Origin of the sequence: Streptomyces sp. CA-250714 (assembly GCF_050936705.1) — a bacterium.
Taxonomy (GTDB): domain Bacteria; phylum Actinomycetota; class Actinomycetes; order Streptomycetales; family Streptomycetaceae; genus Streptomyces.
The window spans coordinates 465,555-482,987 of the sequence record NZ_JBNJMI010000001.1 but is presented as its reverse complement, the minus strand read 5'-3'; the positions used below and the strand labels follow the sequence as shown (position 1 = coordinate 482,987).

Sequence of the window (17,433 nt, the reverse complement as noted above, 5' to 3'; positions counted from 1 at the left end):
AGGGGAAGTCATGGCAGCGAAGCGCACGCGCACCGAGCTCAAGCAGATGGCACAGGACGTTCTCATGCAGGGGATCGCGAACCAACTCGGCTACTACGACCCCAACGACTACGGCGAGAGCATGACCGACGCGGAGCGGGATGAATTTCGTGAGATCATGCAGCGCGAGGCGGATCGTGTTGCAAAGCTGTTCGGCTACGAGAGCGCATGGAGCAACTAATGGGCGTATCATTCTGGCTGGCGCTGCTGATCAGCGTCCCCATGGCGTTCTTCGCGCCGTTCATCGCGCAGTGGCTCAACAGGCACATCTGAAGGCCGGGAGGCGTCGCAGTGGTCTATGTAGTGACTCACGGAACGTTCGTGGATCTAATCACCAGCAACAATGATGCAGCGGAGGAGAGGGCGAGGGGCAACGTGGCGCACATGGCTCCGACTGATCATAGATGGGAGGAGGACCCATGGCCATCCCGCAGACGGCTAAGCTACAAAGACCCCAACACGGGCCGGTGGAACAAGTCTGACGTTCGGATCACCGAAACAGAGATGGCGCAGTAGAGAGTGCCCCGCTTCGGCGGGGTTTCTCTTTGCCCTGGATTAGGTTACTTAGCCTAACTAAATACCTCATATTGCTCTTCGGTAACCCCTTGCAATTGAGCCACCACCGGGCGCACGGTTGGTCAACACACCGTGTAGAGATGGGGGGTTCATCTTGGCCACGGCAGCGGCACCGAGAGTGGAGGTTGTAGTACAGACTCCGCAGGCTACGAAGGGGTCTGACTGGGCATGGGGTGGTGACCGGAAATTGTCGGAGGAACCGTTCTGGAGTGAGGCAGACGTACTCAGGGTAATGAGCACGGCGGGTGAAATCGTGGCCAGACTTGGTCTTGCGGGACATCCGCGTAGTTTTCGAATCCTGGCGCGAGGGGCGACGACCAACCGGCCCATCGGGACCTGGGTGTGGACCTGGGTGGAGCGGGTGAGCGCGTACCTGCCCATAGGCGAACCGTGGACCGTGTGGGAGACATGGACAGCCCGTGCGGTGGCTGACGCCCTGTCAGAAGAAGAGGTCTAGACACAGAACGCCCCCGACTCCCTGCCTGGGAATCGGGGGCGCTGTTGTGTCCCGGGTTAGCGCTGCGCGTGCTTCACGTTGCCGACAAAGGCAGTCCACGCGGCGGCAGAGAAGCGCAGAGGCTCCCTGTTGGTGTCCTTGCTGTCACGGACGGGGACGGCGCCTGTCGTGGCCAGCTCGGGCGCCCACTCAAGGCAGTTCCCGCCGTTGTTGCTGTATGAGGACTTGAACCAGTGCAAATCGTGGTTGGTCATTGGGTGCCCTTTCGTACCTCTTGGATCATGGCCACGGACTCAGCTTGGCAGAGTGCTACGGCCTGTAGCTGATGGTAGGCCGTCAACATGGGGAGTACCGACGTAGTGTCACGATCCAGATGCCCCTGAGCCTGAGATTCGGCGTACGAGACGACTGAACGGTCGGGCATAGTCAGTACGTTTACTGGCAGATCGAATGAGCGGCGCTCCCCCATGGCGAACGGCGCCACCTGTAGAACCGTCCGGGGATCAGTGGCGAACTCTACCAATCGGTCAAGCTGCCCACGCATGACCTCCGGCCCTCCGACTGAGCGGCGGATACAGCTTTCATCCATGATCACGAACACCAGGGGTCGCCCAAGGATCGATTGCCGCTCAGCCAGGAACGAGACGCGTTGAGCGGCCATCTCTGGCGTGATCGCCCCCCGCTGTACGGCGCTCTCTGCCAAGACCCGGGCGTACTCCGGAGTCTGCAACAGTCCGGGGATGATGCCGATTTCAAACAGCCGAATCTCAGCGGCACGTCCCTCGTGCGCAACGTACTCAGGGAACCCTTCCAACAGCGACCCGTGCCGGATATCGCGCCACTCCCGTTCGAACGAATCGGCCGACCCAGCAAGCCCAAACGCCGCGTCAACCCTGCGCGAGAAAGGAAGGGTTGGCGGTTTACGGGCAGTTTCAACGGCCGACACGTGCTGGCTGGAGCACCCCAGGCTTGCGGCTAACTCTTCCTGACTCCAGCCCCGTCGCTCCCGTTGCCTGCGCAGACGCGCCCCATAGGCTGCTTGCGGGGAGCTGTCCGGGTTCAGTTCCTTGCGGTTGACCATGTACGGGCCCAACCCTTCCTTCGATCCTGATTAGTTGAAGGGTTCTCGACTGTAGGCCACTCTGGGCGGTCTCGGTAGTGGAACAACTACGGAGAGGTGCGGCTCATGCCACGCGCCTACTCCTCCGCCATGAACGTGGACACCCCGGCGACGCGATGAACGTCCCGGGGTATGGCCGGTACTGGATAGGAGCACCAACATGGACAACCGTATCCGCTCGATCGCAGTCGCGTCATCAGGTCCGCCCCCTGCTCCGCGTCAGAGCCGGGAGGGTTGCAAGGACTGCGAGACGTACCCGAACACGCTTGAACAGGCGACGGACCCTGCGCTGAAGCGCACGCTCCGAGAGACATACCACATGCACCTGACTGGCCGGGCGCACAACGTGGGTGAAGAGGCCGCGTGGATCATCATTCGCAGCGAGTGTGGCCAGTAGGGGCTGTGATGTGCGATCACCCGGACCTTGAGCAGCGCCAGGACGGTAAATACTGCACGCGGTGCCGCTCGCTGATCTATCCGACAAGCGTGACGTGATGCGGCGAACCTGGCACGCCATCGCGGCGTACACCGGACCCATCATGATCATCACCATCAGCGGCGCGTGCGGGTTCGTCCTCTGCATCGGTGTGCGCGCTGTCTAAGGCCAGCCGGTACGGCGAGGGGTACGCCGTACGGCTGTTCCCCATCACGTGAGGACGCTCAGCTCACATGATGGGAAGGTCCCGCCCTGGGCCTAGACCTCGCTCAGGGCTGGGCATCACTCAAGAGGGTAAAAGTCGTTGTCAGAGCAACACTCAACAGGAGAGGACATGCCATGACCTGTCCGTCGTGCAATTCAAGCAACGTTACGAGCGTCGGTGGCGGAACCTGGGCTTGTAATGACTGTGGCAACCGCTTCTACAGGGGTTAATCATGACCGACCAAGCGCCGGTAGACCCACACCACCGGGTCGACGTAGTGGACTCCCGCGTGTACGTCATCAGTCCCCACGGGCACCTGGTGCATACCCCAGATGGGTACGCCCACTGGCCTGACGAGGAGTCCGCACGTCAGGCTGCGGCGTACCTGGACAGCAAGAGCAGCAACTAGACCAGCCCCGTCCGTGCGTTGCCCCCGTGGCGCATGGGCGGGGCTTTTCGCTGGTCAAGCCCTCGCGGTATGGTGTTGCTCTGTTAGGCCATGGGTGGGCTTGGATGAACTTCTCTTGGTTCGCCTCCGCATACGACACCGACGACGTCCCCTACCGGCTGCTGACCCTGCTTCAGATGGCGGGTGTGCTGGTGCTGGCGGCCGGGGTGCCCGACGCGTTCCAGGACGGCGACTTCTCCGTGGTCGTAGTCGGTTACGTCATCATGCGCATCGCGATGATCATCCAGTGGCTCCGGGCCGCGGCCGAGCATCCCGAGGGCCGTGCTGCCGCACTGCGGTACGCCGCGGGCATCGCCGTGGTGCAGTGCGGGTGGATCGCCCGGCTGTGGGCGCCCGGCGTGTGGGCACCGGTCACCTTCGTGGTGCTGGTGGTGGCGGAACTGGCCATTCCGGCGTGGGCCGAGTTCCGGGGCAGGCGCACCACCTGGCACCCCGGACATATCGCCGAGCGGTACGGGCTGTTCACCATCATCGTGCTCGGCGAGGTCATCCTCGCCAGCCTCACCGCTGTGCAGTCGGCCCTGACCGACCACGGCCTGACCGCGCCCTTGGTGCTGATCGCCCTCGGCGGGCTGCTGCTCGTCTTCGCCCTGTGGTGGATCTACTTCACCGGGAGCAACGCCACTCTGGCCACCCTGCGCACAGCCCTGGTGTGGGGCTACGGTCACTACCTCGTCTTCGCCGCGCTCGCCGCGCTCGGTGCCGGGCTGGAGGCGGCCCTCGATGCCGCCGAGCACCACGGGCACCTGTCCGAACGGGCCGCCGGACTGACCGTGGCCGTACCGGTGGCGGTCGCGATGCTCGTCCTGGGCGTACTGCACCGGCTGACCGCCACCGGCGCCGTCGGGCACGGCCTGCTGGTGCTGGCCGGCGCGCTCGTGGTGCTGGCCCTCGGCTTCGCCTCACCCGCGCTGGGCCTGGGCGGCGCCGTACTCGGCATGGGCCTGGCCGTCGCCACGACCCTGACCACGAACATGGTGGCCCTGCATCGCAGCAGGAGGGGCTGAGCCAACGCGGGCCCTGCGCCCCGTCCGGGGCGCGGGACTGTGTTCATGTGCGGCTCCCCCGCGTGGGCGCGCCCAGCCATGGGGGTACCTCCCTGCTCGCAGAGCTTGGGGGAACACCCGCAGACTGCGCGCGTCGGGCAGGGCCACCCCCTCTTCAGCCGTGCTCCCGGCCAGTCCTGACGTCGATCAGCGTCCGACTCTCAGACGCCTCGACGGTCGTGCCTTCAGCGACCGTCACCTCCCACCTGTCCCGGCCCTCCCTGTCCTCGCGGACGGCGGCCGAGCGCAGCTCCTGGCCCGGGTGGCGCTCGGCCGTCTGCCGTACGGCCTTACCGATCGGAACCCGGAAGCCAGCCAGCTTGTCGGCGTTGTCGTCCGGCGACGTGTCCTCGTGCCGCTCGGTGACCTTGTGGCCGTCGTCGGAAACGGTCACGGACCACTCGGAGCCGCCTTCGGCCGCGACCTTGATCTCCCACTCCGGCTCCCCCTCGCCGTCGCGCACGAGGTGGTAGGCGGTGCTGCGCGGTACCGCCTGCTCCGCCGTGTCCAGCGCCGTCAGCGCGTTCCGCGCGGACGCCGACAGGCCGGGCGGCGAGGCGTTCTCCTTGGCGGAGAAGGTGGGGGAGGCCGTCGACGAGGCCTCGCCCGGACCCCCGTACAGCCGGGAGTCGGAGGCCGTGCAGGCGGTCGCAGCGCCGACACCCAGCAGCAGCACGGCCGCCCCGAGGAGGACGGAGCCCGGTGCGCCTGAGGGGAGCATGGAACGGGATCGGAAGTTCGGCATGCCGCCCTCTGTACCACCGTGCGGCCTACCGGGAACGTGCCGCAACGCACGCATCGTGCGCAACGCGGGCTTCGGGTGGCGTCGGCCGGCGTCAGGTGGCTGCGGTCGGGTGATCGCGGCCGTCCGGACGAAGGACGTCCGCCGAGGGGTTCGGCGCGCGGAGCCGGGGAGGGGAAGCGGAGTCTCATGAGCGCGTCCCCTGCCGCACCTGAGTGGCTCCCCAGCCTCCGTCGGAGGGGAAGGCCATCGCACCGGTGACGTGGGCGGGCCGGCGGATCGGCCGGGCGCTGGAGGCCCTGGGCGGGCGGGAACGCGCGCGGGCGGCCATCGTTCTGGCCGCCGTACTGGCCATGGACGGCGCCGACAAGGGCACGCTCTCGACAACGGCGGGCGAGCTGAAGCACGCCTTCGCTCTGGGCAACACCGAGATCGGGCTGCTGGTGTCCGTCGTCGCCCTGTCGGCCGCGGTGTTCACCGTTCCCGTCGGCCTGCTGACCGACCGCGTGCGCCGCACCCGGCTGCTCGCGATCAGTACGGCGTTGTGGGTGGTGGCCACCCTCTCGTCAGGACTGGCCCCGTCGTATCTGTGGCTGCTGGTCTCGCGTGCCGCGCTGGGCGCGGTGACGGCGACCGCAGGGCCGACGGTCGCCTCCCTGACGGGTGACTTCTTCCCGGCCGGGGAGCGCGCTCGGATGTACGGATTCGTGCTGGCCGGAGAGATGATCGGCACCGGTCTGGGGTTCGCCGCCTCCAGCGCGGTGGGGGACGCGCTGGGCTGGCGGTTCGCCTACTGGTGGCTCGTCGTCCCGGGGGCGGCCCTGGTGTGGGCGGTGGCACGGCTTCCGGAGCCGCGCCGGGCCGGCCAGGTCCCCGTCGGCGCGGGGAAGGGGCGGCAGCGGCGCGAACAGCGTCCGGCCGGACCGGGGAAGGCCGCGGCGCGGGCCGCGGAACAGGCCGGGGCCGAGCCCGACGACCGTACGGTGCTGCGCTCCGATCCGCGGAACGCGTCGCACTGGGCGACGATCCGGTACGTCCTCCGAGTACGTACGAATCTGATCCTCATCGCCGCGTCCGCGCTCGGCTACTTCTACTTCGCCGGACTGCGGGCGTTCGCCACCCTCTTCGTCGTCGACCACTACCGCGTCAGCACCTCGATGGCGGGTCTTCTGATCCTCGTGGTGGGCAGTGGCGCCGTCGTCGGCGTGCTCACCGGTGGGCGGGTCGCCGACCGCCTGTTGCGACGCGGCGTCGTCAACAGCCGTGTTCTCGTGCCCGTGGGGTGTCTGCTGGGAGTGCCGCTGCTGATCGCCCCGGGCCTGTACGTGAGCACGCTGCTGGTGGCCCTGCCGTTGCTGATCTGCGGTGCGGTCCTGCTCGGCGCGATCAACCCGCCACTGGACGCGGCACGGCTGGACATCGTCCATCCCTATACGTGGGGGACGGCCGAGGGAGTGCGGACCTTCCTGCGCACGCTCGGCGAAGCCGCCGCGCCCACACTGTTCGGCTATGTCTCGGGCCAGGTCTTCAGCGGCGGCGACGCCGGGCTGACCGCCACCCTGCTGGTCTTCCTGACCACGCTGGTCGCCGCCGCCGTCCTGGGCCTCCTCGCGCTGCGGACCTACCCCCGCGACGTGGCGACCGTTGTGGCCTCCCACCGGGCCATCACCCGGCAGGAGGCCGATCCGGCACGGCGCCGCCCCGCTGCTCCCGACCCCGGGCCGAGCTGACGCGGAGCACCGGCTGACGAACCGTCAGGGGCTTACTGAACCAGGGCTTCGGCGGCCTGTGGGGGTGCTTCGGCCGGCTGCTTCGGTGGGGTGCCGGCGCGGGGCAGCAGGCCGACGAGCAGGACCGAGACGGCGGTGAGCGCGGCAGCGGCCAGATAGGCGGCGGCGTAGCCGTCGGCGAGCTGCCCCGGGGTGGGCGCGGCGCCGTGCGCGGCGGTCGCTCCGACGGCGACGGCGCCGAGTACGGCGAGGCCGAGCGCGCCGCCGATCTGCCGCGAGGTGTTGACCAGCCCGGCCACCACCCCGGCTTCCCGGGCGGCGGCGCCGGTCGTCGCGGCGTCGGTCAGCGGGGTCATCAGCAGGCCGATCCCGGTGGCCATCAGAATGCCGGGGCCCAGAATCGTGCCGAGGAAGCTGCCGTCCGCCGACAGCACCAGCCCCTGCCAGCCGAACCCGGCTGTCGTCACCACGCCGCCCGCGGCCACCATGGTGCGGGTACCGAACCGGGTCATCAGCCGGGGCGCCACCTTGGAGCCGACGATGACACCCGCGGTGTGCGGCAGGAAGGACACCCCCGCGCGGACGGCGGAGTAGCCGAGAACGTTCTGCATGTAGAGCGACAGGAAGTACCACATAGCGAAGGCGCCGGTCATGGCGGTGAACGTCACCACGTTCCCCGCGGCGACGGCGCGCAGCCGCAGCAGCCGGAGCGGTACGAGCGGTTCGGCGGTACGTGCCTCGACCGCGACGAAGGCGCCCAGCGCCAGCACTCCGCCGACGAGTGGTACCAGCACCTCGGCGGTGCCCCAGGAGTGCGATTCGGTCCGGCCGATGCCGTAGGCGAGGGCTGCCACGCCGACGGTCACCAGTGCCGCACCCGGCAGGTCCAGGCCCCGGCGGCTGGTCTTCTCGTGCCGTTCCCGCAGCCCCAGCAGGACCACGGCGACGACGAGCGCCCCGACCGGGACATTGATCAGCAGTACCCAGCGCCAGGACAGCAGGTCCGTCAGCAATCCGCCGACCAGCCCACCCGCCGCCCCGCCCGCCGTGCCCACGGCGGCCCAGGTCGCGATGGCCCGGGTCCTTGCGGGCCCCTCCGGGAAGGTGGCGGTCAGCAGCGAGAGCGTCACCGGCGCGAGGACGGCGGCGCCGATCCCCTGTACGGCACGCGCGGCGATCAGCATGTCCGCGTCCGTCGCGAGCCCGCCCGCGAGGCTCGCGACGGTGAACAGCCCCAGCCCCAGGAGATAGACCGGCTTGCGGCCGAAGAGATCGGCGGCGCGCCCACCCAGCAGCAGGAACCCCGCGAAGGTCAGCGCGTAGGCGTTGACGACCCATTGCAACGTGCCGCTGCTCAGCGACAGCCCGTCCCGGATGCTGGGCAACGCGACGTTGACGACGGACACGTCGAGCACGACGAGGAACTGCCCGATGCTGGAGGCCAACACAACGGCCCACGCCCGGGCCGCGTGCGATGACGGTGACGTTCTGGATGACATGCCTGCCATCCTGCGCACCGGGTCGCCGCGCGGGCATCGGGACAAGGTCCCACCTCCCCCCGCACCTTCGCCCTAGGGCGTGTCAAGCGCAGCGCAGGGGAACGGGACCGCGCCCCCGTCAGGGGCGCGGGGAACTGCTCCCCCAGCCTCCGGCCGGGAGGTACCCCCACCAGCCACAACGCAACCCGCAGCCCGCGTACGACGGACAGGGGCACCCCCTTACCGGCACAAGGTGACCGCCGAAGCCGTCACAGCCCCCACGTATAGGCGGGAGCAACCGAGCGCTCGAAGACCAGGCGGGGCAGCAGCGGCAGCACCGCGTCCCGCAGCACGGTCACCGGCCGCGAGCTCCAGTGCGCGGGAGAACCGGCCTGCCGCGACCGCCGGGCGATCATCTGGGTCCGCGGGACGCGGACCCGGTCGTAGGCCGTCAGCCCGGCCTCCACACCGAGTTCGTCGACCATGGCCGCGAGCGTGACCGCGTCTTCGAGGGCCTGGCAGGCGCCCTGTCCCAGGCTCGGGGTCATGGCGTGTGCCGCGTCTCCGAGGAGGGCGACCCGCTCGCGGACGTAGGTGGGCAGTGCCGGCAGTTCGTAGGTGTCGTGCTGGAGCACCGCGTCACTGTCGGCGGAATCCAGCAGCGCGGGAACCGGGTCGTGCCAGCCCGCGAACCGTTCACGCAGCTGTGCCAGTTCGGTCCGGGAACCCTCCGGCGCGTTGGCCATCAGATAGCAGTAGACGCGGCGGTCCGGCAGGGGCGCGTGCCCGAACCGCACACCCCGGCCCCAAGTTTCCACGCTCCCCTCGACGTGCCGGGGCGGCGCGATGAGGCGCCAGGTGGTGTATCCGACATAGCGGGGACCGGGGAGGTGTGGCCAGACGGACCGTCGGGTCACGCTGTGCAGGCCGTCGGCGCCCACCACGAGATCGGCCTCCGACGTGCCACTGCTGTGCAGGACCGTGCCGTCGGCCCGTACCTCGCGAACCTCGGTGCCGGGCCGCAGAGCCCGGGCGGGCACGGCCGTGCGCAACAGGTCGACCAGGGCCGCCCGGTGCACCGTCACCCACGGGCCGAAGCGGCGTTCGAGCCTCGCGACGTCGTTACGGACCATCCACCGCCCGTCGGCGCTGCGGACCCCCGCGAGCGGAGCGGCCGTGCCGCCCGAGCGCAGGACGTCACCCAGGCCGAGCGCGTCCAGTGCGCGCAGCCCGTTGGGCTGGACGGCCAGTCCCGCGCCCACCTCGGTGAACTCCGGGGCCTGCTCAAGGACTTCGAGCTGCCAGCCGCGCTGGTGGAAGGCCGCGGCGGCGGCCAGACCGCCGATGCCTCCGCCCACGATGACCGCTTTCATCGCCGGTCCCCGCCCTTCTGCCGCGCATACGGGGCGCGCAGGCCGCGCCGTACGTGAGCGGCTCGGGAGAGCCCCCACCACACAGCCGCGGACAGCACAGCCACCGCGAGCAGCACCCACCAGCGAGCTTCCATCGACTCGTCTCCTTAATGGCTCTAGGCTTACTTAGAAGCATTAAGGAAACATAGGTGTTCTAAAGTGTCAACGGGCCCAGGAACGCGAAGGGTTGAGGGACGGGGAAGGGTGACGATGTCCGCACAGACCGGCAGCCGACGGGAGAGGCAGCGCCGAGCCACCTTGGAAGAGATCCACGCGGCCGCGCGCAAGCTGCTGACCGAGAAGGGGTCGGCCGCGGTGACCATCAACGCGGTCGCCAGAGAGGTGGGCATGAGCGGCCCCGCCCTGTACCACTACTACGCCGGTCACGACGAGCTGGTCGGGGCGGTGACCGCCGACTTCTTCAGCGAGCTGGCCGCCGCGATGGAACAGGCCAGGGACGCCCTCCATGACGCTCCGGTCGACGACCGGATCCTGGCCGTCTGCCGCGCCATGCGTGCCTGGGCGATCGGCCACCCGGCCGAGTTCGGCTGGATCTTCGCCAGCCCGATCGCCGCCCCCAACCGGAACCCGGACTCGCAGCGGCATCAGGCCGGCCGGCGCTTCGAGAAGATCCTGCTGGAGCTGACCGTCGAGCTGTGGCGGCAGCGCCCCTTCGCGGCGCCCGAACCGGACAGTCTGCCCGCGTCGCTGCGCGAGCAACTGACCGCCTACGCGGCCTCCATCGGCGGTCAGCTGCCGCCCGGAGCCGCCCATGTCTTTCTGACCTGCTGGACCCGGCTGTACGGCCTGCTGTGCATGGAAGTCCTCCACCAACTGGACTTCGCCTACTCCGACCTGGAGCCCGTCTTCGAGGAGTGCCTGCGCGACATCTCCGGCCTGCTCGGCCTCCGGCACACCGCCGGAGCCGACGGCGCATAAGACCTCAGAGCGAAGACGCGGAGGTGCGCCGGGTCAGATGGACGATGCGGTCGCGGATCTCCCGGGCCTGCGGGTGCCTGCGGTAGGGCGCGAGGGAGCGGCGGACGGCGGTCAGTGCCGTGGTGGTACGACGGGAGGCGGTGTGCGGGTAGTGCTCCAGGATCTGGCGGCACTGGTCCAGCGCGGCGTCCAGCTCACCAAGCGCCAGCAAGGTCCCGGCCAGTTGCGCATGGGTGAGAACGCGGGCGATGTGGTGGGCCGGTGGCCGCAGGGCCAGTGACTGCCGGAACGCGGTGACGGCCTGGGAGCGGTCGCCCAGCGACAGCAGGACCTCCCCACGCTGGTAGAGGACCGCTGCTGGCGGATACCGCGTGAAAGGGCCGAGAGGTCCGGCGCCGGCGTCGGCTTCCGCCTCATGGGAGCGCTCCGCGGCCAGCAGATCCGCCAGCGCCGCCGCGCGCTCCCCGTCGGCGGCCCGCACCACCGCGCGCCCCGCGTGGAGATAGGAGCGCACATGACAGGTCGCGGTGTCGGCCGCCACATCCAGCGCGTACTGCGACCACTGCCGGGCGCGTGTCATGTCGTCCAGGCGCAGCGCCAGCACGGCCATGGTGCGCAAGGTGATCGCGTAGACGTTCCGGTTGTCCGCCCGGTGCGCCAGGTCGAGGGCGGACCGGAAGCAGTGGTAGCCGATGTTCGGCAGTCCGGCGTCGGCGGCCATCATGCCCAGCAGATGCATCAGACAGGCGCTTCCGGTCAGCACCGTGGGATCGGCCGTCCCGCCGTCCGGGGACAGCACCAGCCGCGGGGAGACGTCGTCGGCGATATAGGTGGCCAGCGCGGAACGCGCGTGCGCGCCGCCGTACTTGTCCGCCAGGTCGGCGAACACGGTGACCATGTCCGCCAGGCGTTCGTCGGCGTACGGAGCCTCGCCCGGTGCCGTGCCGCCCGGCCGGCCGGGGCGCGGCTCTTCGGCCGGCGGCCAGGTGGGGAACCGGACGTCGACGGCGGTGAACATCTCCCGGTTGAGAGCCAGCCGCCGGGCGGGGTCGGCGTCGGCACGGCACAGCGCGGTCAGCCGTTCCACCGGATCGTCGGCCCTGAGCACCGTGTCGGCCGAGGTCCCGGCCCCCGCCGCGGTTGCCAGTCCCGTCTCGCCGACGTGCACGGCGCGACCGAGGCGACGGCCGAACACCTGGGCCACCAGGCCCGGGACCGGCGGGCGCGGCCGGGACCCCTCCAGCCAGTGGGCGACAGCCGTCCGGTCGTAACGCAGCCGAAGGCCGTACTTGGTCCCCAGCGCGTTGACCGCGCGCGCCAGTTCACCGGCGCTCCACCCGGACTCGGCGAGCAGGGCGGCGAGTTGCCGGTTCGGCCTGCGACGTCCCATGGGAGTCTCCTGGCTCACTCCGCCCGGTCACGCAGGCCCGGGGCTTTCAACGCGTTCACGCCTTGGTGACCGAAAGCAGTCATCACCGCGCCCGTGCTTGTGTTTCGGTGGAGGCATACCCCGGGCGGAGCCTTTCCGGCATGGACCGGGGGCATTTTCGGACGCTACGCACGGGGTGCCATGGCCCGGCGTTGCCCGTGCGTCTGCTGAGGCCGTTCCGCCGACAACACCAGTGCACAGACCGCCGAGCCGCACCGCTGCGCCGCACGTCACAGGCGGTCCACCACAACCGGCTGCATGAGGCGAGGCCGCCGCGGGGTCCGCGTCGAAAAAGTCCAAAAACGTGGCACCGCTCCCACGGCGGTCACCGGCCGCAAGGACCGGAGCGGTGTGCCCCTTCCGCGTAAGAGAACTCCCTTGCCGCGCCAGGGAGGCGCCCTTCCCGTGTACGGAGAGCGGCTGCTCCCTTCATGAAAGAGGAGAGAGGAATATGCCCCGAGCATGCGACCAGCCGGAACCTCCTGGGCCCTGGACGCCGTTACCCGAGGTCGTCGTCCACCTGTTCCCCGGGCAGGGGGACTTCGCCGTCTCCCCGCTGGTGCGAGCCGTCCGGGCCCACCCCGTGCTACGCGCGGCCGCCGCCGAAGTGTTCGCGCAGGTCGACGAGGTGAGCAGGACGTACGGAATCCCCGCGTTGGGCCGTGCGCTGCTGGGGGATACGCCGCCGAGCGGCCGGGAACTGGCCGCCGCGCCCCTCGGTACGCCGCAAGTTGCGCTGTTCGGCGCGTCCATGGCGGTCCACCGGGCGCTGTGCGCGGTCGGCGCCGCACCCCAGCGGATGGTTGCCGTCAGCTTCGGGGAGATCGCCGCCCTCACCGCGGCGGGAGTGTTCGGCGTGCCCGACGGAACCCACATCGCGTGCAGGCTCGCCCGCTGGCTGAGCCGCTGCCGTGGCGGTATGACACTGCTCTCGGCGGGAGCCGCCGAGGCGGAGCGGCTGATCACTGCCGCCGGCACCCGGCGGGTGGCCGTGGCCTGCGTCAACGACCCGGTTGAGACCGTGCTCAGCGGGCCGGCCCAGGAACTCGACCGCGTTGAGGAGTACGCGACCGACCACGGCGTGGACGCCGTCCGGCTCCGGCTGCCGTTCTCCTCCCACCACCCGTCACTCACCACCCAGGCCAAGGGGTTCGCCGCGGCGATCCGCACCCTGCCCGCACATCCGGCCCACACCCCGGTCTACTCGGCCGTCCACGGTGGGCCGTACGGCAGGGGCGACGACGTATACCGGGGACTGGCCGCCTGCCTGACCCACCCGGCCCGGCTGCCCGAAGTCCTCGGCCGGGCCGCGGCCCCCGGGCCCACCCTGCTGCTGGAGGCCGGTACGGGACAGGCCCTCACCCGCAGCGCCCAGCGTGTCCTCGTCCAGCAGCAGAGCACCGGGGCGGCGCGCAGCCCGCTCAACGACCCGGACTTCCCCTGGGAGCACCCCGAACGCCTGCGCCAGGCCGGCGCCCCATGGGACAGGTCCCACGCCACTCGCCGAGCGCGCCAGGGAGAGATCGTATGACGCCGACAGCCACCGGCCCGCCGACCGCACCCGGCCCCTTGCCCCTCCTGCCGCAGCACGTCGCCGATCCATTGCGGACACACCAGGGTCAGCGCATCACCGACGCCCTCGGCCCCGTCCGGCCGCCCGAACCGGGGGAGGGGCCGAGCCGCAACCACCTGACCCATCACGAGCTGGCGCGGCTGGCCAGGGTGCTGCCGCCCGCCCGCGAACTGCTCCGCGACCGGGACTCGATGGCCGCACTCAGCGCCTGTACCGCGCTCGTGGACCCGGCGCTGTATATGACGATCGTCAACCACTACATCCTGTGCCTGGGCTCCGTCGTCGCCTCGGCGGACGAGCGGCAGCTGCACACCGCGGACCTCGCGCGGGTGGTGGACGAGCTGGAGAGCGGCCACCGCAAGGGAGTATTCCTGGTCACCGAGGTCGGCGACGCCAACAGCCATCTGGCGCTGCGCACCACCGCCGAATTCGACCCGGAGCGCGGGGAGTTCGTCCTGCACACACCGGATCGCGGCGCCGCGAAGTTCTCCAGCGTCGGGGTACCCGGCATGCCGCAGTCCGCTGTGGTGTGCGCCCGACTGGTGGTGGGCGGCGCCTGCTGTGGAGTCCACCCCTTCCTGGTCGACTTGGGCGACGAGCGGCACACGGCCCCCGGAGTCGCCATCTCCAGCGCCCTGGGCGTGGACGCCCTCCCGCTGGAGTACGCGCTGGTGCAGTTCGACGGAGCACGGCTGCCCTACGACCGCTGGCTGCGCGGCAAGGCCAGGATCGATGCCGACAGTGCCTTCCACGACCCCCTTGGCGACCCGGCCCGAGCCCTCCAGCGCACGCTGGACGTCGGCCGGTTGCTGTGGGCGACGGTGCCGTCGGCCGCCGCCGCGACGGCCCGCGCCTCCGCCGTGGCGACGTTGCGCCACTCCCAGTACCGGCGCTCGCACGGGCGGCTCGCCCCGGAAGCCCCGGTGCTGGCCTACAGCACCCAACAGCGCGCGGTACTCGGCGCGTTGGCGGAGGCCTACGCCCTCAGCTGCGCGTCGGTCGCCGCGCTGGACACCTGGCAGCGGACGGAGGACGCCCGTACGGGCTCCGCCGCTGACGACTGCGCGGCAGCGGACACGGCGTTCTCACCGTGGGCCGCGGTCGACCGCAGGCTGTCCGCCTTCAAGGCGATGGCGGTGGACGGCGCGGCCCGGGTCACGGCCGAATGCCGGCGCCGCTGCGGCCTCGCCGGCTATCTCAGCGTCAACCGGCTCAGCGGATACGCCGGTTTCACGGACGCCTTCGGCGCGGCCGGCGGCGACAACCGGCTCATCCTGCTCGACACCGGCCGAGCCCTGGCGGACGAGGACGCCCCCGCAGACGCCGACGGCGCTCCCCGGCCGGCCGACACCGACGACCCCTCCTGGTGGCTGCGGGCCGTCAGCGCTCTGGAGCGGCGGCTGACGGCACGTCTCAGGGCAGCACTCGAGGAGCGCCGTCAGCAGGGGCTGGACGGCATGGACCTGTGGAACCCGCTGCTGGAGCAGGCCCGGCAGCTGGGCGAGGTCCACACCCTTCGACTCGCCGCGCAGTCCGTCGCCGACGCGGTGCGGACTGCCCGGAACCCCGACCCGGCCCAAGGCGCCCTGGCCGCCCTCTACGGAACGACACAGGCGCTGCGGCTGGCCGGACCACTGCAATGGACGGGGGTGCTCTCCCTGGAGACCGCCGCGTCGCTGGAGGCAGCGGCGAACCGCCAGTGCGCCCAACTCGCCCCGCATCTCTATGAGTTGGCCGCCGCCCTCGCTCCGCCCGACTCGACGGCGCCCACCCCACTGGCCGCTCCCGACTACGCGGCCGCACTCCACTCCACCCGCACCTGGCCCGCCGGAGGACGCTCGTGAACCGCACCAATCCCACTTCCGAGACAGCGCCGGGGATCGGCGTACTCGGCATGGGCACTTATCTGCCCACCCAGCAGCGCTCCAACGAAGAGGTCGCCCGCGCGACCGGGGTCAGTGCCGGCTGGATCGCCGAACGAACAGGGGTGCGCAAGCGCCATACCGCGGCCCCGGACGAGGCGGCCTCCGACATGGCCGCGGCCGCCGTCCGCTCTGCCGTGGCCGCGGCCGGTCTCGACCCAGAACAGCTGGACCTGCTGGTACTGGCCACCTCGACCCCCGACGAACTGGGCCCGGCGACGGCCTGCCGCGTCCAGGCCCTCATCAAGGCACGCAACGCCGTCGCCCTCGACGTCAGCGCCGCCTGCTCGGGCTGGCTGTTCGCGACCCGCGTCGCGCACGACTGTCTGCGCGGCGACTCCGGTTCCCGCTACGCGGCCGTGGTCGGTGTCGAGGCGTACTCGAAGTTCCTCGACCCCGCCGACCGGGGGACCGCCGTACTGTTCGCCGACGGTGCCGCCGCCTCCGTACTGGGCCCGGTCCCCGCGAGCGAGGGGTTCTCCGACTTCCACCTCGGCTCCGACGGTGCCCTCGCCGACACCGTGCTGATCCCCGCAGGCGGGAGCCGGGCACCGGCCAGCGTCGGCACGGTCACCGACCGACGCCACACCATCCGCATGGACGGGCGTGCCGTACGGGACTTCATCGTCGAGATGTTCCCGCTCGTCGTCTCCGACAGCCTGACCCGCAACCGGCTGCGGATGGACGACATCGACGCCTTCGTCGCCCACCAGCCCAACCCCAGGCTGCTGCGCTCGGTCGGCACCGCGCTGGGCATCCCGCCAGGACGGCTGCCGATCGTCGCCGACGAGGTGGGCAACATCGGTGCGGCCTCGACGCCGTACGCGCTGGCCACGGCAGCCGTGGACGGTCCGCTACGGCGCGGGGACCGCATCCTCCTCACCACCTTCGGAGCCGGCATGACCTGGGGCAGCGCCCTGCTCAACTGGAGCGGCGCTCCCGTCATCCGTACCGCCCCCACCGCTGACGCCATGCAAAGGAGCGCGCGTTGAACAGCACACCCGCACCCACCCCCGCCAGCACTGCCGAAGCGTTCCGGATCGAAGGCGCCCGCGCCCTGGTGACCGGCGCGTCGCGCGGCATCGGACGCGCCGTCGCCCTCGCCTTCGCCGACGCCGGGGCCGACCTGGCGCTGTCGGCCCGGAGCGAGGAAGCGCTCAAGGACACCGCCACCGAGGTCGCCCGCCGGGGCAGGACAGCCGTTCTGGCACCCGGCGACTTCGCCCAGGCCACCGCGGCCGGCACGGTCGTCGACGAGGCAGCCGAGGCGCTCGGCGGACTCGACATCGTCGTCCACAACGCCGGCATCCTGCCCGGCGGTCCCGACGGCGCGCCCCAACTCGCCCCGCTCCAGCACGCCCGGCAGGAGGACTGGGACGCCGTGGTGACCGTCAACCTGAACGCCTCGGCCGCGCTGTGCCGGCACGCCCACCCGCACCTGGCGGCCTCCGCGCGGGCGAGCCTGGTGCTGATGTCCTCGGTCGCCGGAGCGGTGGGCACCCCCATGATGGAGGCGTACGCGGCGACCAAGGCGGCACAGATTTCCCTCGCCCGCAGTCTGGCCGTCGGCTGGGCGCGGGAGGGCATCCGCGTCAACGCGCTGTGCCCCGGCTGGACCCGCACCGACATGACCACGTTCGCCGCCCACACCGCGCCGCTGTCCGACTGGCTGATGGCGCACGTCCCGCTGGGCCGGTGGGCCGAACCGGAGGAAGCCGCCTGGGCCGCGCTGTACCTGGCCTCGCCCGCGGCCGCCTTCCTGACCGGTCAGGCCCTGCTGCTGGACGGCGGACTGTCGGTACCCGACGGCGGACTCGCCGGCATCCCCAAGCCCGCCTCCCCGTTCGCCGAGGTGTGATC

General features: G+C 70.8%; 17 protein-coding genes. 10 read left to right on the top strand and 7 right to left on the bottom strand.

All coding sequences use genetic code 11. From position 1 onward, the window contains the following. Positions 1-10: 10 nt before the first annotated feature. The gene (locus ACQEU8_RS02315; protein WP_433096220.1) at positions 11-220 is read left to right on the top strand and encodes a hypothetical protein; all 210 of its coding nucleotides are present in this window, start codon (positions 11-13) and stop codon (positions 218-220) included. A 908-nt stretch (positions 221-1,128) separates the two neighbouring features. Here the strand turns inward: ACQEU8_RS02315 and ACQEU8_RS02310 are convergent. Together ACQEU8_RS02310 and ACQEU8_RS02305 are read right to left on the bottom strand one after the other, a co-directional pair. After that, on the bottom strand, positions 1,129-1,326 hold the full coding sequence (locus ACQEU8_RS02310; RefSeq protein WP_433096218.1) for a DUF397 domain-containing protein: 198 nt from the start codon (positions 1,324-1,326) through the stop codon (positions 1,129-1,131). Beyond that, the gene (locus tag ACQEU8_RS02305; protein ID WP_433096216.1) at positions 1,323-2,153 is read right to left on the bottom strand and encodes a helix-turn-helix domain-containing protein; all 831 of its coding nucleotides are present in this window, start codon (positions 2,151-2,153) and stop codon (positions 1,323-1,325) included. Before ACQEU8_RS02305 ends, ACQEU8_RS02310 begins: the two co-directional genes overlap by 4 nt. 497 nt (positions 2,154-2,650) lie before the next feature. On the opposite strand from ACQEU8_RS02305, the gene ACQEU8_RS02300 reads away from it, so the two are divergent. The 3 genes from ACQEU8_RS02300 (at position 2,651) to ACQEU8_RS02290 (ending at position 4,309) form a co-directional block, all read left to right on the top strand. Continuing rightward, positions 2,651-2,794 (top strand): hypothetical protein, encoded by a 144-nt coding sequence (locus ACQEU8_RS02300; protein ID WP_433096214.1) that lies wholly within the window; start codon positions 2,651-2,653, stop codon positions 2,792-2,794. Positions 2,795-2,880: 86 nt separating this feature from the next. Then, positions 2,881-3,063 carry a hypothetical protein gene (locus tag ACQEU8_RS02295; protein ID WP_433102097.1) on the top strand — a complete coding sequence of 61 codons (183 nt, stop codon included), beginning with the start codon at positions 2,881-2,883 and terminating at the stop codon, positions 3,061-3,063. Positions 3,064-3,268: 205 nt separating this feature from the next. After that, positions 3,269-4,309 (top strand): low temperature requirement protein A, encoded by a 1,041-nt coding sequence (locus ACQEU8_RS02290; RefSeq protein WP_433096212.1) that lies wholly within the window; start codon positions 3,269-3,271, stop codon positions 4,307-4,309. A gap of 154 nt (positions 4,310-4,463) precedes the next feature. Here the strand turns inward: ACQEU8_RS02290 and ACQEU8_RS02285 are convergent, their stop codons facing one another. Then, entirely contained in the window at positions 4,464-5,093 is a 630-nt protein-coding gene (locus tag ACQEU8_RS02285) for a hypothetical protein (RefSeq protein WP_433096210.1), read from the bottom strand. A 212-nt stretch (positions 5,094-5,305) separates the two neighbouring features. Here ACQEU8_RS02285 and ACQEU8_RS02280 point away from each other — a divergent pair, with 212 nt between their 5' ends. Then, on the top strand, positions 5,306-6,820 hold the full coding sequence (locus tag ACQEU8_RS02280) for an MFS transporter (protein WP_433096208.1): 1,515 nt from the start codon (positions 5,306-5,308) through the stop codon (positions 6,818-6,820). Between the two features lie 32 nt (positions 6,821-6,852). On the opposite strand, the gene ACQEU8_RS02275 is transcribed toward ACQEU8_RS02280, so the two are convergent. From ACQEU8_RS02275 to ACQEU8_RS02265, 3 genes are all read right to left on the bottom strand, one after another. Beyond that, entirely contained in the window at positions 6,853-8,328 is a 1,476-nt protein-coding gene (locus tag ACQEU8_RS02275; RefSeq protein WP_433096206.1) for an MFS transporter, read from the bottom strand. Positions 8,329-8,567: 239 nt separating this feature from the next. Next, positions 8,568-9,671 carry an FAD-dependent monooxygenase gene (locus ACQEU8_RS02270; protein WP_433096204.1) on the bottom strand — a complete coding sequence of 368 codons (1,104 nt, stop codon included), beginning with the start codon at positions 9,669-9,671 and terminating at the stop codon, positions 8,568-8,570. After that, positions 9,668-9,805, bottom strand: a complete 138-nt coding sequence (locus tag ACQEU8_RS02265; protein WP_433096202.1) for a hypothetical protein — start codon at positions 9,803-9,805, stop codon at positions 9,668-9,670. Before ACQEU8_RS02265 ends, ACQEU8_RS02270 begins: the two co-directional genes overlap by 4 nt. A gap of 115 nt (positions 9,806-9,920) precedes the next feature. On the opposite strand from ACQEU8_RS02265, the gene ACQEU8_RS02260 reads away from it, so the two are divergent. Further along, positions 9,921-10,649: a TetR/AcrR family transcriptional regulator gene (locus ACQEU8_RS02260; RefSeq protein ID WP_433096200.1), complete on the top strand. Its 729-nt coding sequence runs from the start codon at positions 9,921-9,923 to the stop codon at positions 10,647-10,649. Between the two features lie 4 nt (positions 10,650-10,653). On the opposite strand, the gene ACQEU8_RS02255 is transcribed toward ACQEU8_RS02260, so the two are convergent. Beyond that, positions 10,654-12,039 carry a tetratricopeptide repeat protein gene (locus ACQEU8_RS02255; protein WP_433096198.1) on the bottom strand — a complete coding sequence of 462 codons (1,386 nt, stop codon included), beginning with the start codon at positions 12,037-12,039 and terminating at the stop codon, positions 10,654-10,656. A gap of 490 nt (positions 12,040-12,529) precedes the next feature. On the opposite strand from ACQEU8_RS02255, the gene ACQEU8_RS02250 reads away from it, so the two are divergent. From ACQEU8_RS02250 to ACQEU8_RS02235, 4 genes are read left to right on the top strand one after another with little or no spacing between them, the layout of a single operon-like run. Then, entirely contained in the window at positions 12,530-13,609 is a 1,080-nt protein-coding gene (locus ACQEU8_RS02250) for an ACP S-malonyltransferase (RefSeq protein ID WP_433096196.1), read from the top strand. Then, a complete protein-coding gene (locus tag ACQEU8_RS02245; protein ID WP_433096194.1) occupies positions 13,606-15,495 on the top strand; it encodes an acyl-CoA dehydrogenase family protein in 1,890 nt (629 codons plus the stop codon). The genes ACQEU8_RS02250 and ACQEU8_RS02245 overlap by 4 nt, the downstream gene beginning before the upstream one ends. Beyond that, a complete protein-coding gene (locus ACQEU8_RS02240) occupies positions 15,492-16,565 on the top strand; it encodes a 3-oxoacyl-ACP synthase III family protein (protein WP_433096192.1) in 1,074 nt (357 codons plus the stop codon). The genes ACQEU8_RS02245 and ACQEU8_RS02240 overlap by 4 nt, the downstream gene beginning before the upstream one ends. Next, positions 16,562-17,431, top strand: coding sequence for an SDR family NAD(P)-dependent oxidoreductase (locus tag ACQEU8_RS02235; protein WP_433096190.1), 870 nt, complete (start codon positions 16,562-16,564; stop codon positions 17,429-17,431). The genes ACQEU8_RS02240 and ACQEU8_RS02235 overlap by 4 nt, the downstream gene beginning before the upstream one ends. Positions 17,432-17,433: the final 2 nt, after the last annotated feature.

Bases quoted from the DNA above. Each gene is read 5' to 3' on its own strand.
- ACQEU8_RS02315 (WP_433096220.1), top strand. From the start codon at position 11: ATGGCAGCGAAGCGCACGCGCACCGAGCTCAAGCAGATGGCACAGGAC.
- ACQEU8_RS02310 (WP_433096218.1), bottom strand. From the start codon at position 1,326: ATGACCAACCACGATTTGCACTGGTTCAAGTCCTCATACAGCAACAAC.
- ACQEU8_RS02305 (WP_433096216.1), bottom strand. From the start codon at position 2,153: ATGGTCAACCGCAAGGAACTGAACCCGGACAGCTCCCCGCAAGCAGCC.
- ACQEU8_RS02285 (WP_433096210.1), bottom strand. From the start codon at position 5,093: ATGCCGAACTTCCGATCCCGTTCCATGCTCCCCTCAGGCGCACCGGGC.
- ACQEU8_RS02275 (WP_433096206.1), bottom strand. From the start codon at position 8,328: ATGGCAGGCATGTCATCCAGAACGTCACCGTCATCGCACGCGGCCCGG.
- ACQEU8_RS02270 (WP_433096204.1), bottom strand. From the start codon at position 9,671: ATGAAAGCGGTCATCGTGGGCGGAGGCATCGGCGGTCTGGCCGCCGCC.
- ACQEU8_RS02265 (WP_433096202.1), bottom strand. From the start codon at position 9,805: ATGGAAGCTCGCTGGTGGGTGCTGCTCGCGGTGGCTGTGCTGTCCGCG.
- ACQEU8_RS02260 (WP_433096200.1), top strand. From the start codon at position 9,921: ATGTCCGCACAGACCGGCAGCCGACGGGAGAGGCAGCGCCGAGCCACC.
- ACQEU8_RS02255 (WP_433096198.1), bottom strand. From the start codon at position 12,039: ATGGGACGTCGCAGGCCGAACCGGCAACTCGCCGCCCTGCTCGCCGAG.
- ACQEU8_RS02250 (WP_433096196.1), top strand. From the start codon at position 12,530: ATGCCCCGAGCATGCGACCAGCCGGAACCTCCTGGGCCCTGGACGCCG.
- ACQEU8_RS02245 (WP_433096194.1), top strand. From the start codon at position 13,606: ATGACGCCGACAGCCACCGGCCCGCCGACCGCACCCGGCCCCTTGCCC.